Annotated in this window: 15 protein-coding genes and 2 rRNA genes (1 of these 17 cut by a window edge); 10 read left to right on the top strand and 7 right to left on the bottom strand. The window is 63.9% G+C overall.

Features of this window, described 5'->3' with window-relative positions; translation table 11 throughout:
- The 3 genes from C935_RS0101180 to C935_RS0101170 form a co-directional block, all read left to right on the top strand.
- Nucleotides 1-1388: ribosomal RNA gene (locus tag C935_RS0101180) — 23S ribosomal RNA — on the top strand (it extends 1492 nt beyond the left edge of the window).
- A gap of 119 nt (nt 1389-1507) precedes the next feature.
- Nucleotides 1508-1623, top strand: a 5S ribosomal RNA gene (gene rrf, locus C935_RS0101175).
- A 116-nt stretch (nt 1624-1739) separates the two neighbouring features.
- Nucleotides 1740-1952 (top strand): hypothetical protein, encoded by a 213-nt coding sequence (locus tag C935_RS0101170; RefSeq protein WP_018860688.1) that lies wholly within the window; start codon nt 1740-1742, stop codon nt 1950-1952.
- Nucleotides 1953-1988: 36 nt separating this feature from the next.
- On the opposite strand, the gene C935_RS12660 is transcribed toward C935_RS0101170, so the two are convergent.
- The 3 genes from C935_RS12660 to dapA form a co-directional block, all read right to left on the bottom strand.
- Nucleotides 1989-2705: an MBL fold metallo-hydrolase gene (locus C935_RS12660; protein WP_038040150.1), complete on the bottom strand. Its 717-nt coding sequence runs from the start codon at nt 2703-2705 to the stop codon at nt 1989-1991.
- Between the two features lie 157 nt (nt 2706-2862).
- Nucleotides 2863-4029: an outer membrane protein assembly factor BamC gene (gene bamC / locus C935_RS0101155; RefSeq protein WP_038040153.1), complete on the bottom strand. Its 1167-nt coding sequence runs from the start codon at nt 4027-4029 to the stop codon at nt 2863-2865.
- A gap of 8 nt (nt 4030-4037) precedes the next feature.
- On the bottom strand, nt 4038-4916 hold the full coding sequence (dapA, locus tag C935_RS0101150; protein WP_018860684.1) for a 4-hydroxy-tetrahydrodipicolinate synthase: 879 nt from the start codon (nt 4914-4916) through the stop codon (nt 4038-4040).
- 219 nt (nt 4917-5135) lie between these two features.
- On the opposite strand from dapA, the gene C935_RS0101145 reads away from it, so the two are divergent.
- From C935_RS0101145 to C935_RS0101135, 3 genes are all read left to right on the top strand, one after another.
- A complete protein-coding gene (locus tag C935_RS0101145; protein ID WP_018860683.1) occupies nt 5136-5690 on the top strand; it encodes a glycine cleavage system protein R in 555 nt (184 codons plus the stop codon).
- 48 nt (nt 5691-5738) lie between these two features.
- Complete coding sequence (locus C935_RS0101140) at nt 5739-6215, top strand: peroxiredoxin (RefSeq protein ID WP_018860682.1); 477 nt, start codon at nt 5739-5741, stop codon at nt 6213-6215.
- A gap of 82 nt (nt 6216-6297) precedes the next feature.
- On the top strand, nt 6298-7716 hold the full coding sequence (locus C935_RS0101135) for a PhoH family protein (protein ID WP_018137823.1): 1419 nt from the start codon (nt 6298-6300) through the stop codon (nt 7714-7716).
- 44 nt (nt 7717-7760) lie between these two features.
- Here the strand turns inward: C935_RS0101135 and queD are convergent, their stop codons facing one another.
- The 4 genes from queD to C935_RS0101115 are packed head-to-tail and all read right to left on the bottom strand — an operon-like array spanning nt 7761 to nt 11279.
- Nucleotides 7761-8144 carry a 6-carboxytetrahydropterin synthase QueD gene (gene queD, locus C935_RS0101130; protein WP_018860681.1) on the bottom strand — a complete coding sequence of 128 codons (384 nt, stop codon included), beginning with the start codon at nt 8142-8144 and terminating at the stop codon, nt 7761-7763.
- Between the two features lie 45 nt (nt 8145-8189).
- A complete protein-coding gene (dxs, locus tag C935_RS0101125; protein WP_018860680.1) occupies nt 8190-10091 on the bottom strand; it encodes a 1-deoxy-D-xylulose-5-phosphate synthase in 1902 nt (633 codons plus the stop codon).
- Between the two features lie 12 nt (nt 10092-10103).
- Nucleotides 10104-10997 carry a (2E,6E)-farnesyl diphosphate synthase gene (gene ispA, locus C935_RS0101120; RefSeq protein WP_018860679.1) on the bottom strand — a complete coding sequence of 298 codons (894 nt, stop codon included), beginning with the start codon at nt 10995-10997 and terminating at the stop codon, nt 10104-10106.
- Nucleotides 10998-11006: 9 nt separating this feature from the next.
- Complete coding sequence (locus C935_RS0101115; RefSeq protein ID WP_018860678.1) at nt 11007-11279, bottom strand: exodeoxyribonuclease VII small subunit; 273 nt, start codon at nt 11277-11279, stop codon at nt 11007-11009.
- Nucleotides 11280-11542: 263 nt separating this feature from the next.
- On the opposite strand from C935_RS0101115, the gene C935_RS0101110 reads away from it, so the two are divergent.
- The 4 genes from C935_RS0101110 (at nt 11543) to C935_RS0101095 (ending at nt 14486) form a co-directional block, all read left to right on the top strand.
- Nucleotides 11543-11962, top strand: a complete 420-nt coding sequence (locus tag C935_RS0101110; RefSeq protein ID WP_018860677.1) for a rubrerythrin family protein — start codon at nt 11543-11545, stop codon at nt 11960-11962.
- Nucleotides 11963-12119: 157 nt separating this feature from the next.
- Nucleotides 12120-13472 (top strand): heterodisulfide reductase-related iron-sulfur binding cluster, encoded by a 1353-nt coding sequence (locus tag C935_RS0101105; RefSeq protein ID WP_018860676.1) that lies wholly within the window; start codon nt 12120-12122, stop codon nt 13470-13472.
- A 65-nt stretch (nt 13473-13537) separates the two neighbouring features.
- Nucleotides 13538-13840 (top strand): encapsulin-associated ferritin-like protein, encoded by a 303-nt coding sequence (locus tag C935_RS0101100; RefSeq protein ID WP_018860675.1) that lies wholly within the window; start codon nt 13538-13540, stop codon nt 13838-13840.
- A 40-nt stretch (nt 13841-13880) separates the two neighbouring features.
- Complete coding sequence (locus C935_RS0101095; RefSeq protein WP_018860674.1) at nt 13881-14486, top strand: DUF3501 family protein; 606 nt, start codon at nt 13881-13883, stop codon at nt 14484-14486.
- Nucleotides 14487-14901: the final 415 nt, after the last annotated feature.

The raw sequence follows: 14901 nt of genomic DNA, 5'->3' as shown, positions 1-14901 counted from the left end.
AGATACGATGACGAGCTCCTACGGGAGCGAAGTGACTGATGCCCTGCTTCCAGGAAAATCCTCTAAGCTTCAGTTAACGCGGGACCGTACCCGAAACCGACACAGGTGGGCAGGGTGAGAATCCCAAGGCGCTTGAGAGAACTCGGGTGAAGGAACTAGGCAAAATGGTACCGTAACTTCGGGAGAAGGTACGCCTTGGCTGGTGATGGGACTTGCTCCCTGAGCTGGTCGAGGTCGCAGAGACCAGGCCGCTGCGACTGTTTATTAAAAACACAGCACTCTGCAAACTCGAAAGAGGACGTATAGGGTGTGACGCCTGCCCGGTGCCGGAAGGTTAATTGATGGGGTTAGCTTCGGCGAAGCCCTTGATCGAAGCCCCGGTAAACGGCGGCCGTAACTATAACGGTCCTAAGGTAGCGAAATTCCTTGTCGGGTAAGTTCCGACCTGCACGAATGGCGTAACGATGGCGGCGCTGTCTCCACCCGAGACTCAGTGAAATTGAAATCGCAGTGAAGATGCTGTGTACCCGCGGCTAGACGGAAAGACCCCGTGAACCTTTACTACAGCTTCACACTGAATTTTGAAATTGTTTGTGTAGGATAGGTGGGAGGCTTTGAAGCTGAGACGCTAGTCTTAGTGGAGCCAACCTTGAAATACCACCCTGGCAATTTTGGAGTTCTAACCCAGGCCTGTCATCCAGGTCGGGGACCGTGTGTGGTGGGTAGTTTGACTGGGGCGGTCTCCTCCCAAAGAGTAACGGAGGAGTGCGAAGGTACCCTCAGCGCGGTCGGAAATCGCGCGACGAGTGCAAAGGCAAAAGGGTGCTTAACTGCGAGACAGACACGTCGAGCAGGTGCGAAAGCAGGTCTTAGTGATCCGGTGGTTCTGTATGGAAGGGCCATCGCTCAACGGATAAAAGGTACTCCGGGGATAACAGGCTGATACTGCCCAAGAGTCCATATCGACGGCAGTGTTTGGCACCTCGATGTCGGCTCATCACATCCTGGGGCTGAAGCAGGTCCCAAGGGTATGGCTGTTCGCCATTTAAAGTGGTACGCGAGCTGGGTTTAGAACGTCGTGAGACAGTTCGGTCCCTATCTGCCGTGGGCGTCGGAGATTTGACAGGATCTGTCCTTAGTACGAGAGGACCGGGATGGACGCACCTCTGGTGTTCCGGTTGTCACGCCAGTGGCATTGCCGGGTAGCTATGTGCGGAAGGGATAACCGCTGAAAGCATCTAAGCGGGAAACCCACCTGAAGATGAGATCTCCCTGGACCCTCGAGGTCCCTGTAGGGCCGTTGAAGACTACAACGTTGATAGGCTGGGTGTGGAAGCGCGGTAACGCGTGCAGCTAACCAGTACTAATTGCCCGTGCGGCTTGACCATATAACACCCAAGGTGTTGATGGTTGGTCTCGACTGACACATCACTGTTGTACACATCACCTAGAATGCATTCCGAATTCAGATGACGCAGCGTTCGCGCTGGGTGATCTGGCCAGTTTGTCTGGCGGCAATAGCGAGTAGGAACCACCCGATCCCATCCCGAACTCGGAAGTGAAACTGCTCTGCGCCGATGGTAGTGTGGGGCCTCCCCATGTGAGAGTAGGTCACCGCCAGGCATTAATCCGAAGCCCGGCTCCCGTTTTGGGGGCCGGGCTTTTTTTATGGGGAGATGGCGCATGCGGGTCGGTGGCCGGCGCATAAGGTGCGGGAAATGGCTGAAACGGATTGGGTTATGGCTCGAGGCAAGAAACGAACGGATGGCGGGCTGGTCGCAGTCGGACTAGTCCTGATCGGGATCGGCCTCTATGCGGTGCTTGGGGGCGAGGTCGCTTTTACGCCCATTGCACCACGCGAGGGATCCGGGTTTGGTGGGCCAATTGCGACGATTATCGGGATCGCGTTTATTGCGGGCGGGATCTATTTCCTGCGGGAATCGCGCCGTTAGGGATACACGGAATTTCGTCCCACGGGCGTCCGGTGCCTAGGGGATGGAGCGCCAGTCGAAGCCTGTTTCCTGTGACGCAATCTCGATCTCGTCCCGACCGGCCCCTACACCGTCGCACAGCGCCCGTTCCGCGAGCTCGGGCCGGTTATTGTCGGTCGACAAGTGCATTCCGATCAGGTGTGCGAGCCGACTCGTGTCGGCACGCTGGAGTAGGCGAGTTGCATCGCGGTTGGGCAAATGGCCGTAACCATCTCCTATGCGGCGCTTGAGTTTCGGGGGGTAGCGGCCGGATGCGAGCAACTCGGGGCAGTGGTTGCACTCCAGAAGCAGAGCTTGGGCGCCGGAGGCGATCTCGATCATGTGCGGGGAGATATGCCCCGCATCGGTCATCAAGACGAGGCGCGAGGCGCCGTCGGAAAAGACGAACTGGGTGGGTTCGCGCGCGTCGTGCGGGACTGTGTAGGGGATGACCAGGGCATCATCGACCTCTACTGGGAGGTCAGGCTGGATCGGCTCGAAATGGGCGAACCCACTGTCGCGCGCCGCGAGGCGGGTGCCTGCGGAAGCGTAGACGCGCAGGCCGTAGCGGCGCGAGAGGGCTGGTGCGGAGCCGAGGTGGTCGCCGTGTTCGTGGGTGACGAATACGCCGTCGAGATCGGAGGCGGCGAGTCCTTGGCGTGCGAGGCGGCGTTCAATTTCCTGTACCGAGAAGCCGCAGTCCACCAGAAGGCGGGTAGAGCCTATTTCGACCACGAGCGCGTTGCCGCCACTCCCGCTGCCAAGTGAACAGAATCGGATCACGGGTTGCTCCGAAGGTGATTGCTTGGCGATGTTGCCGGGTTCGCAGATGTCCCTGTGTCCCCCGGGCCATTGGCGCAGGGGACACAGGGACGGGCATACCCCGGACTTGCTAGCGCTGCATCTGTGTCTGGATGCGCTCGAGGACGAACTCGGCGTCGCGATCACTCAGTCGGTCACCCTCAAGGTCACGTGCCTCGATCAGCAGGTCACCATCGCCTCGGTCCTGCAGGCGGATCTGGTAGCGTTCGTTTTCGCGGCGGTCTCCACCACGTCCGAACACGCGGCTGAAGAAGCCGCGCTCTTCGCGTTCGCCGGTCATGCCGGGACGGTAGGTCACCTCGTAGATTCCGGCCTGGCGATCCTGCTCGTCGACCAGCAGTCCGGCGCGGTCGAGGAATGTACCGAGCTGGCGCCACACGCGGTCGTATTCGCCGCCCAGCAGCAGAGCGGGCGAGCCATCATGTTCCGTGAGTTGCAGCTCTGTCGGGCGATCAACGAGGGTTTCGGCGACGCGTGTACCCCCTTCACCCGGATCCCCGGTGGTGAGGTATACGAGCAACCGGTTCAGCATCTCGGCTTCCAGTTCCGGATCCGAAGGGCGCATGGCCCAGCGCCAGGACTGGCCCTCGGCCTGCTCTTCGGCGCCGCGGTGCGTAATGTAGATCTCCGATCGTCCGTTATCGCGTTCGACGCGCATGCGGTACTGGTCGCGGGTGTTGGCGTCGTACACGTTGCCCAGAGCACGGGCAAAGATGTTCTGGGTGCCGCGAAGCGGGATCCCGGCGCGGTCCTCCGCCCACTCGGTTTGCATCACGCCCACCTGGGGCTCGTTGCGTTCCAGCCGCAGGTTCTGGCTGTCCCAGAAGGCGACCAGCCGATCCCAGATCTCGTCGGGATCGCCATCGACCTGGAGCCAGCGCGTCCCGCCGTCACGCATCAACTGTACTTCGGCGGATTCCGGGAGCACCTGGACGGTGCGGGTCGGGGCGCCGGGCTGGGCCTGCGCGGGCTGCTGCTGGCGTTGGGCCGTGTCCTGTTGCATGTCGCGGGCACTGATGCGGCCGCCCGGGTCATCGGGCAGGCGGTAGGCGCGTTCGGTGTCCGGCGCGATCAGGTCAGGCGGGACTTCCAGGTCCTCCATCTGGCGGCTCATTTCGTACTCCGGGCCAGACTGGCGGTCACCGCCCCAGCCTCCGCAACCAGCGACGGCGAGACCCGTAGCGATCGCGAGGGTGGCGCGCGCGGCGGAGTGATAGGGCTTGAAAGGCGATTTCATGATCGGACTCAGACCTCAATGCCGGCCTGGCGCAGGGCGTCCAGTACCGGTGCATGGAACGGTTCGGAAAGGGGTGTCAGGGGCAGGCGGATACCTTCCTCTATCATCCCCATGCGCTGCAAGGCCCATTTTACCGGGATGGGATTGGCTTCGAGGAACAGGGCCGAATGCAGACCATCCAGCTGGCGATTGATCTCGCGCGCTTCGTCTGCGCGATCCTCGCGCACGGCGCGGCACATGCGGGCCATCAGCGCCGGGGCGACGTTCGCGGTCACCGAGATCACTCCCTGCCCACCAGCCAGCAGGAAGGCCAGACCGTTGGCGTCTTCGCCGCTGAAAAGATCAATGCGGCCGCCCACACGCTCGACGAGCTCCGCGGTACGCTCGTTGCTGCCGGTCGCTTCCTTGATGCCGACGATATTCGGAATGTGGGCCAGTCGTTCTACGGTTTCGGGAAGCATGTCGACGGCCGTGCGTCCCGGGACGTTATAGAGGATCTGCGGGATGTCCACGGCCTCGGCAATGGCCTTGTGGTGCAGATACAGGCCTTCCTGTGTGGGCTTGTTGTAATACGGGGAAACCAGCAGGCAGGCATCGGCGCCGGCATCCCGGGCGCAGCGCGTCAGTGCGATTGCCTCCCGCGTGGAGTTCGCACCAGTGCCGGCGATCACCGGCAGACGACCGCCCACGGTGTTGACCGTATGGGCTATCGCTTCGCAGTGTTCGTCGAAATCGAGGGTGGCGGATTCGCCGGTGGTGCCGACTGCCACGATGGCGTCGGTGCCGGCCTCGATGTGGAATTCGAGGAGCCGATCAAGCGCCGGCCAGTCGAGACTGCCGTCCGCGTGCATCGGGGTCGCCAGTGCGACCATGCTGCCTTGAAACATCGACTCCTCCAGCGACGGTAATGGTGCAGTCTAACGGGCGCGCGACAAGGCGTTCAAGAAGCCGCGCGCAGACGCCGCGTTGAGGCACAGGGCCACCGTTGGCGCCGCGGTGGCGAGGTGGTATGTTCCCAGCCATCATGCCCGCAGACGCATCCAACCCGCCCAGCGTTATCCCAGGCCAGTGGCCGCCCCGCTGCGCCATGCGTTCCCGAGGCCGGCATGGCTGACGTTGTCGGGGCCGGTTCGCACACCCACCTGGTTCTCAATCTGATCGGGCCCGACCAGCCGGGTCTGGTGGCTGGCGTCACCCGCGTGATTGTCGATACGGGCTGCAACCTGGAATCCAGTCGCATCACTACCCTCGACGGTTACTGCTGCATGGCCCTGAGCGCCAGTGGCAACTGGAAGACTCTCGCTACGCTGGAATCCCGCCTCGAACGCCTGGAAGCCGAGCTGGATCTTGTGGTGACGGTACGCCGTGGCCCGCTGGATGAATCCAGTCATCCCGCGATGGCCTATGCGGTAGACGTGGTCGCGCTGGACGCCCCGGGGCTGGTCAATGCCCTGGCCGATTTTTTCACCAGCCGTGGCGTGAACCTGCGCGATGTGCAGACGCGTGTCTATACCGCCCAGCACACGGGCGCACGCATGTTCGCCGCCAACATGGTGGTGGATATCCCGGCGGGCCAGCACCTGGCCAGCCTGCGCGGGGAATTTATGGATTTTTGCGACGAACTGAACCTGGACGGCGTGTTGGATCCGATCAAGGCCTGATTCCGATCCGGTGCCGTCCGGCCCAACCTCGACACGGAGTGACACCTGATGACGATCGCCATTGACCAGACCGTTCCCGAAGACCTGCGCGTGCCCGCCACCGGCGAGCAGACGCTGGGCCCGGGTGATTTTCGCGGCAAGATCGTGGTGCTCTATTTCTACCCGAAGGACAGCACGCCGGGCTGCACCAACGAAAGCCGCGACTTCGCCGCCAGCAAGGCTGCGTTCGACGCCGCCGGTGCGGTCATTCTCGGGGTCTCGCGCGACAGCGTGAAAAGCCACGAGAACTTCCGCGCCAAGCAGGAGCTGCCGTTCGACCTGCTGAGCGACGCCGACGAGCAGTTGTGCGAGGCGTTCGACGTGATCAAGATGAAGAACATGTACGGCAAGCAGGTGCGCGGCATCGAACGCTCCACCTTCCTGATCGACGAGCAGGGTGTGCTGCGCCGGGAATGGCGCAAGGTCAAGGTGCCGGGGCATGTGGACGAGGTCCTGGCCGCGGTACGCGAGATGGCCGGCCAGTGAGGCGCCGCGCGAATTCTTCGAGAGTACTGGCAGTAGACGTTCGACCCATTTGTTTTCGACTCACCCCGGCCGCGGAGGCGCCATGAGCGAAACACCGGAGGACCCGAAACGCCTGTTTGTCCTGGACACCAATGTCCTGATGCACGACCCCACCGCGCTGTTCCGCTTCAAGGAACACGACATCTTCCTTCCCATGGTTGTGCTCGAAGAACTCGACCGTGGCAAGAAGGGGGTCTCCGAGGTCGCGCGCAACGTACGCCAGGTCTCGCGCTTTATCGACGAGCTGATGAGTGGCGCGACCCACGAGCAGATCGCCGCCGGGTTGCCACTACAGGCCGAATCGCTCAGCGAGTCGACGCTTGCACCCTCCGGGCGGCTGTTTTTTCAGACCCGCAATCTCACCTCGCGCCTGCCGGATTCGCTGCCCGGATCGACCCCGGACAACGACATCCTGGCCACTGCCCAGGCGCTCAAGACGGAGTGGTCGGACCTCCCGGTCACCTTGGTCTCCAAGGACATCAACCTGCGCATCAAGGCGGCGGTGATCGGCCTGCACGCGGAGGATTACTACAACGACCAGGTCCTGGACGACGTCAGCCTGCTGTTCTCCGGCATGACCGAGCTGCCGGCGGATTTCTGGGAGACCCACGGGACCAAGATGGACTCCTGGCAGGAGTCCGGACGGACCTACTACCGGGTGACCGGACCCTTGGTCAGCGAGTGGCAGCCCAACCAGTTCGTCTACCGCGAGGGGGAAAACCCGCTGTCGGCAATCGTGCTGGAGATCGACCAGCCGAACGAATCCGCAGTGATCGAGCTGGTGGACGATTACATGACCCCGCGCCACAGCGTCTGGGGCATCAATGCCCGCAACCGCGAGCAGAACTATGCCCTGAACCTGTTGATGGACCCGGAGGTGGATTTCGTCTCACTGCTGGGGGCTGCCGGTACTGGCAAGACCCTGCTGGCGTTGGCCGCGGGGCTTGCACAGACGCTGGAGGACAACACCTACAAGGAGATCATCATGACCCGGGTCACGGTCCCGGTGGGCGAGGACATCGGCTTCCTGCCCGGGACCGAGGAAGAGAAGATGACCCCGTGGATGGGTGCGCTGATGGACAACCTTGAGGTCCTGGCCAAGTCCGAGGGCGCGGGCGACTGGGGCCGGGCAGCCACGAACGACGTGCTGACCAGCCGTATCAAGATCCGCTCGCTGAACTTCATGCGCGGGCGCACCTTCCTCAGCCGCTACATCATCCTGGACGAAGCGCAGAACCTGACCTCCAAGCAGATGAAGACCCTGGTCACCCGCGCCGGGCCGGGCACCAAGGTGGTGGCGCTGGGCAACATCGCGCAGATCGACACCCCGTACCTGACCGAGACCTCGTCGGGCCTGACCTACGTGGTGGACCGTTTCCGCAACTGGACCCACAGCGGGCACATCACACTGACCCGCGGCGAGCGCTCGCGGCTGGCGGACTACGCCTCGAATCACCTGTAGAGGCTGTTGGGGGCGTCCCGGCATTACGGGGCGTGGGAGGGGGGCTAACCGTCCTCGCTGTAGCGTACGCAGGCGCGGTCGGTCTCCCACAGGGTCAGCGAGTGCATGCGCAGGCCCGGGCGGTTCAGGCGTTCCGCCATCTGACGGAAGAACCACTGCGCGATGTTCTCGGCGGTCGGGTTGACCGTGTCGAACGGCGGGACGTCGTTCAGATAGCGGTGGTCCAGCTGCCCGGCGATCTCGCGCGCGGCGGTCTTGACCACCTTGAAGTCCACCGCCATGCCGGCGTCGTCCAGGGTTTCGGCCTGGACCTCGGCCTCCACCTTCCAGTTGTGTCCGTGCATGTTCGCGCACTGCCCCGGGTAGTCGCGCAGGGTATGCGCGGAGGCAAAGTCGGTCAGGACACGAAGAGTGTAACGGGCGCTCATGGATCGATTCCGGCTAGCGCGACCATCACAGGGTCGCGAGGATACTCAGCCCGCGAAGCCTAGCCGTCCGCTGTCGGGGGCGCAATTCTCCTGCCCAAAGGCGTGGCGAATCGCGGCCAGCACGCCCTCGGTATCGAGGCCGCAGTCGGCCAGGATCTGCTCGCGCGAGCCGTGTTCGGTGAAGGCGTCCGGGATGCCCAGTAGCTGGCAGGGCAGGGTTAGCCCTTCGGCGGACAGCCATTCCAGCACCGCGCTGCCCGCGCCGCCCGCACGGGCATGATCCTCGAGCGTCACGAAGCCTTCGTGGCTGGCGGCCAGCCGCGCCAGCAGGTCGGTGTCGAGCGGCTTGATATAGCGCATGTTCACCACGGTCGCATCCAGCGCCTCGCCGGCGGCCAGGGCGGTTTCCAGCAGTGCACCGAAACTGAGGATCGCCAGGCCCCGTCCCTCGCGCACGACCTCGGCGCGTCCGATGGGCAGGGTCTCCAGGTCGTCACTGCCCCCTTCCGGCAAGACGCCGGGGCCGCCCCCGCGCGGATAGCGCACCGCCGCCGGGCCCTCGTACGCGTAACCAGTGGACAGCATCTGGCGGCACTCGCGCTCGTTGGCCGGGGCCATCAGCAGCATATTGGGGACGCTGCGCAGCAACGCGGTATCGAAGGTGCCGGCATGGGTCGGGCCATCGGCGCCGACAATCCCTGCACGATCCACCGCGAACAGCACCGGGAGGTTCTGCAGGGCGACGTCGTGGATCACCTGGTCCATCGCCCGCTGCAGGAACGTCGAGTAGATGGCGACGACGGGCTTCTGCCTCTCGCAGGCCATGCCGGCGGCCAGCGTGACCGCGTGCTGCTCGGCGATGCCGACATCGAAGTAGCGTTCCGGGAACTGTTCGGAGAAGGCGACCAGGCCGGAGCCCTCGCGCATCGCCGGGGTAATGCCCAGCAGGCGTTCGTCGGCCGCGGCCTGGTCGCAAAGCCACTGACTGAAGATGTCGGTATAGGTCGGTGCCTTCGGGCCGGAGGGCTTCAGGCCGTTTTCCGGCTCGAACTTGGAGACCCCGTGGTAGCGGCAGGGGTCTTCCTCGGCCGGGGCATAGCCCTGACCCTTGCGCGTGACCACATGCAGCAGTTGCGGACCGTGACCGCCGCGCAGGTTCTTCAGGATCGATACCAGGCTGTTTACGTCGTGTCCGTCCACCGGCCCGAAGTAGCGAAAGCCCAACTCCTCGAACAGCGTGCCGGGCACGAGCATGCCCTTCATGTGTTCCTCGGCGCGTTCGGCAAAGGCCTTGACCGGCGGGACGAACTCCAGCATGCGCTTGGAGCCCTCACGCACCGAGCTGTAGATGCGTCCGGACAGCAGGCGGGTGAAATACTGGTTCATCGCGCCGACGTTGGGCGAGATCGACATGTCGTTGTCGTTCAGGATGACCAGCAGATTGCAGTCGAGATCGCCGATGTGGTTGAGCGCCTCGAAGGCCATGCCCGCGGTCATCGCCCCGTCGCCGATCACCGCCACATGGCGACGGTCCAGTCCCGCGTGCTTGGCGGCCAGAGCCATCCCGGCGGCCGCGCTGATCGAGGTACTGGAGTGCCCGGCCCCGAAGGCGTCGTATTCGCTTTCCGCGCGCTTGGGGAAGCCGGCCAGTCCGCCGTGCTGGCGCAGGCTGGCCATGCCGGCCCGCCGCCCGGTCAGGATCTTGTGCGCGTAGGCCTGGTGGCCGACATCCCAGACAATGCGGTCGTCCGGCGTGTTGAACGCGTAGTGCAGCGCGATCGCCAACTCCACCGTGCCCAGGTTGGCGGCCAGGTGCCCGCCCGTACGCGAGACGCTCTCGATCAGGAACTGGCGCAATTCGCCAGCCAGCCCGGGAAGCTCCGAGGCCGGGTGTGCCCGCAGGTCGGCGGGCCATTCGATTGCATCCAGCAGGGGGGTGGGGGTCATGATCGGGCCGTATCAGTTCATGCGGTCGACGATGTACCGCGCGAGGAAGCGAAGCAAGTCCGCCTCCTGGCCAAAGGGTTGCAGCTCGGCCAGTGCCTCGTCGACCAGGGACACCGCGCGTTCGCGCGAGGCCTCCAGGCCCTGCAGCGAGGGGAAGGTCGCCTTGTCCAGCCGGGCATCCGCGCCGCAGGCCTTGCCGAGCACCTCCGGGTCGCCCTCCACGTCGAGTACGTCATCGCGGATCTGGAAGGCCAGGCCAATGCACTCGGCGTAGCGGGTCAGGTGGCCGAGGCTGTCCTCCGAGACGCCACCGGCGATCGCGCCCAGGCGTACCGACACGCGGATCAGGGCGCCGGTCTTGAGCCGGTGCATGCGCTCCAGTTCCGCCAGATCGATCGGCTTGCCGCAGGCGCCGAGGTCGATGGCCTGCCCCCCCGCCATGCCGTGCAGGCCCGCGGCATGGGCGAGCTCGGCTAGGGCGTCCAGGCTAGCCTGGCCCGGCAGCGCGCGTACGCCAGCGGTCATAATCTCGAAGGCGCAGGCCTGCAGCGCATCCCCGGCAAGGATGGCCGTGGCTTCGTCGAACGCGCGGTGGCAGGTGGGCCGGCCACGGCGCAGGTCGTCGTTGTCCATCGCCGGCAGGTCGTCATGGATCAGCGAATAGACGTGGACCATCTCCACGGCCGCTGCCATCGCATCGAGCACTTCATCCGGGGCACTGCAGGTGGCCCCGGCCGCGTATACCAGGACTGGGCGCAGGCGCTTGCCGCCGGAAAGCGTGGCATAGCGCATGGCCTCGATCAGTCGCGTGTCGGGCGCGGCGTCGGGCGCGAGACGCTGGTCGAGTACGGTCTCGATACGACGCTGATAGGCCTTCAGCGCCTCGGATGGATCTGGGATGCTCACGGCGGAGGCCTAAAAGGGGACGTCGTCGGGGTCGGTCGGGGTGTCGGGGGCGCCCCCGGTCGCGGCGCCCTCCGAAGAAGGCGTGCTGGCGAGTTTCTCGATGCGGGCCTGGGCGTCGTCCAGCGCCTTCTGGCAGCGGCCGACCAGTTCCATGCCGCGCTGGAATTCCTCCAGAGACTGTTCCAGGCCCAGTTCGCCGGATTCCATTCGCGCGACCAGGGCCTCCAGGGCCTCCAGGCTGGCTTCGAACTCGGCGGGGCTGTCGGTGGACGGGTCGGTCATGGTGTCGGATTACTGTGTTGGATTCTTATTGGATCACGGGGGCCAAAAGGTGAGAAAGTATCCGATCCGCCGCGTCGAGGAAAGCAGCCGGGCGACCGGGGGCTTGTGTTTCGTGACCGTGCCCCCACGCTCAGCGGGGCAATCGGTTGACATGCGACCGGGTGCTGACTAGAGTTCTCAAGTGGTTTAGACAAAGTCTAAATTCCTGATCCGCACAACGGTCGCAATGGTGTGTGGATCCCAACCAGCAAGAGGAGAGACCCATGGAACTGAAAGGTAGCAAGACCGAAGAAGCCCTCAAGGAGGCCTTTGCCGGCGAATCGATGGCCAACCGTCGTTACCTGTACTTCGCTTCCAAGGCGGACGTCGAAGGCTACAACGACGTCGCGACCGTGTTCCGTTCCACCGCCGAAGGTGAAACCGGCCACGCCCACGGCCATCTCGAGTACCTCGAGAGCTGCGGCGATCCGGCCACCGGCCTGGAATTCGGTTCCACTTCCGCGAACCTGAAGACCGCCGTTGCCGGCGAGACCCACGAGTACACCGACATGTACCCGGGCATGGCCAAGACGGCCCGAGACGAGGGCTTCGATGAAGTCGCCGACTGGTTCGAGACCCTGGCCAAGGCGGAGCGTTCCCACGCCAACCGCTTCCAGAAGGCGCTGGACCAGCTGGACGACTAAGTCGTTTCCCGGCTGTAGTACGCGGGGCCGGCCCTGGCCGGTCCCGCTTTTCCGGGAGGTACGGAACAGCCTGTGAAGTCAGCCCCGCGGCTGCGTTCGCATGTTGTTCCGTGTTTCCCTCGAAGCATCGTCACTGATACGGATACCGGAGGGATGCATGTCTGCGCCGACGCACCAACGTGAAGGAAGCCTGGAAGCACCGACCCGCCATCCGCTGGACTGGAAGAATCCCGAGTTCTACGACGAGGAATCGTTGTTCTCCGAGTTGGAGCGGGTCTTTGATATCTGTCACGGGTGCCGGCGCTGCGTCAGCCTCTGCAATTCCTTCCCCACGCTGTTCGATCTGGTCGACGAGTCCGAGACGATGGAGGTCGACGGGGTCGACAAGCAGGACTTCTGGAAAGTGGTCGATCACTGCTACCTGTGCGACCTGTGCTACCTGACCAAGTGCCCCTACGTTCCCCCGCATGAATGGAACGTGGATTTCCCGCACCTGATGCTGCGGGCCAAGGCCTTCCGTTTCCAGAACGAGGGTGCGAAGACCTCGCACAAGCTGATGTCCAGCACCGACACCGTCGGCAAGCTGGCGGGCATCCCGGTGGTCGCCGGCGCGGTCAATGCCGCAAACAAGAACGGTGCCGTGCGGAAAGTACTCGACAAGACCATGGGCGTGCACCCGGATGCCCCGGTCCCCGAATACCACTCGAAAAAGGGGCGCTCGCGCCTCGCGAAGGCCGCGAAGGGTGTCAGCAACCCCGAGCCGGCCGGCGCCACCCAGGGCAAGGTCGCCCTCTATGCGACCTGCTACGGCAACTACAACGAACCGCACCTGGTCGAGGACCTGGTCAAAGTCTTCGAGCACAACGGCATCGAGGTCACACTGGTCGACAAGGAACAGTGCTGCGGCATGCCCAAGCTGGAGCTGGGTGACCTGAAGTCGGTGGAGGCCTCCAAGGAGGCCAACATCCCGGCGATGAAGCGCATGATCGACCAGGGCTATGACATCGTCGCGCCGGTCCCGTCCTGCGTGCTGATGTTCAAGCAGGAACTGCCGCTGATGTTCCCGGAAGAAGCCGACGTGATTGCGGTGCGCGATCGCATCTTCGACCCGTTCGAATACCTGATGGAGCGGCACAAGGACGGCAAGCTCAATACCGACTTCCCCGACAGGCTCGGCAAGATTGCCTACCACGCCGCCTGCCACCTGAGGGTGCAGAACATGGGGCTCAAGACCCGCGACCTGCTAAAGCTCGTGCCGGATACCGAGATCGACGTGATCGAACGCTGCTCCGGGCATGACGGCACCTACGGTGTGAAGAGCGAGTTCTACGAGACTGCGGCCAAGATTTGCCGTCCGGTAGTGAACCGGGTGCAGAAGGCCGAGTCCGATCACTACTCGAGTGACTGCCCGATGGCCGGGCACATGATCGAGAACGGACTGCAGGGCAAGGGTGAGGACAAGGCGCCCGAGCACCCGCTGACCCTGCTGCGTCAGGCCTACGGCCTGTAGCGCCGGTTGTTTGCCAACAGAACACGACGTGCGCCCGCCGGGGCGATCGCGGATGGAGACAAGACATGGCCAGTGACAGCTACCACGAACCCGTCGAGGAACTGAGCGACGAGTCGCGCGAGATGCATCGCGCCATCGTCTCGCTGATGGAAGAACTCGAGGCGGTGGACTGGTACCAGCAGCGCATCGACGCCTGCAAGAACGAAGAACTCAAGGCGATCCTCGCGCACAACCGCGACGAGGAGATCGAGCACGCGGCAATGGTGCTGGAATGGATTCGGCGCCATAACCCGGTGTTCGACCACGAACTGAAAGACAACCTCTGGTCCGACAAGGACTACACGCAGATGGGGCACCACGATCACTGAGTGGTCCCGCGGACCATGCCGACGTGACGGAGGTATCGAGATGGAGGCAAGTGTGGACAAACTGAGTCGAGAAGACCTGTATTCGCTGGAGAAGTACCACGAGGTGCGGCCCCAGTTTCGCAACGAGGTCATGCAGCACAAGCGCAACCGCGTGGTGCAGGTGGGCCCGGCCGTGACCCTGCACTTCGAGGATCGCAAGACCATGCAGTACCAGATCCAGGAGATGCTGCGGGTCGAGAAGATCTTCGATTCCGAAGGCATCCAGGACGAGCTGGACGCCTACAACCCGCTGATCCCGGACGGTTCCAACTGGAAGGCGACCATGATGGTCGAGTACCCGGACGTGGACGAGCGCAAGGTGCAGCTGTCCAAGCTGATCGGGATCGAGCTCAAGACCTATGTGCAGGTCGAAGGCCACGACAAGGTCTACCCGATCGCGAACGAGGACCTGGATCGGGAAACCGACGACAAGACCTCCTCGGTGCATTTCCTGCGCTTCGAGCTGACCCCGGAGATGGTCTCCGCCGCGAAATCCGGTGCGGCCATTGCCATGGGAGTGGAGCACGAGAACTACAGCCACCGGCTGGACGCCGTCTCCGAGGGCACGCGCGAGTCCCTCGCGGCCGACCTCGACGCCGTCAACTGACGCGGCCGTTTTGCCCGCTTCACCAAAGGCGCCTCCGGGCGCCTTTTTCGTTTCCGGTTCACGCCGGTGGCGGTTGTGGCTGGCCCTGGTTCGGCATCCGGTGTTTACGGTGGCTTCGGTCCACCGCCTGCCATGCGCTCACTCGCGAGCGCGCCGCGCCAGTTGTTGATCAAAAACGGGCTTCTTTGCTCGTGCAAAGAAGTACCCAAGAAACACGCCCGACTGCCGCGACCCCGGCCCGCTGTGCGGGCCGGGGTTTCCCTCGCTCCGAGGGTTTTCGCGGGCGGCGCTGAAACTCGCTACGCCTTCGGCTCCGCTCAGACAGTCAGCGCCTCTCTTCCCGCGAAACCCTCTCCACTCGGCGCGACGACAACGGGGGGTGAAGGTCAAGACAGCAGCTGTCCCGGCGATTTTG

The organism is Thioalkalivibrio sp. ALJ3 (genome assembly GCF_000377205.1).
Classification (GTDB): Bacteria; Pseudomonadota; Gammaproteobacteria; order Ectothiorhodospirales; family Ectothiorhodospiraceae; genus Thioalkalivibrio.
This window is presented reverse-complemented; position numbering and strand designations above follow the sequence as displayed.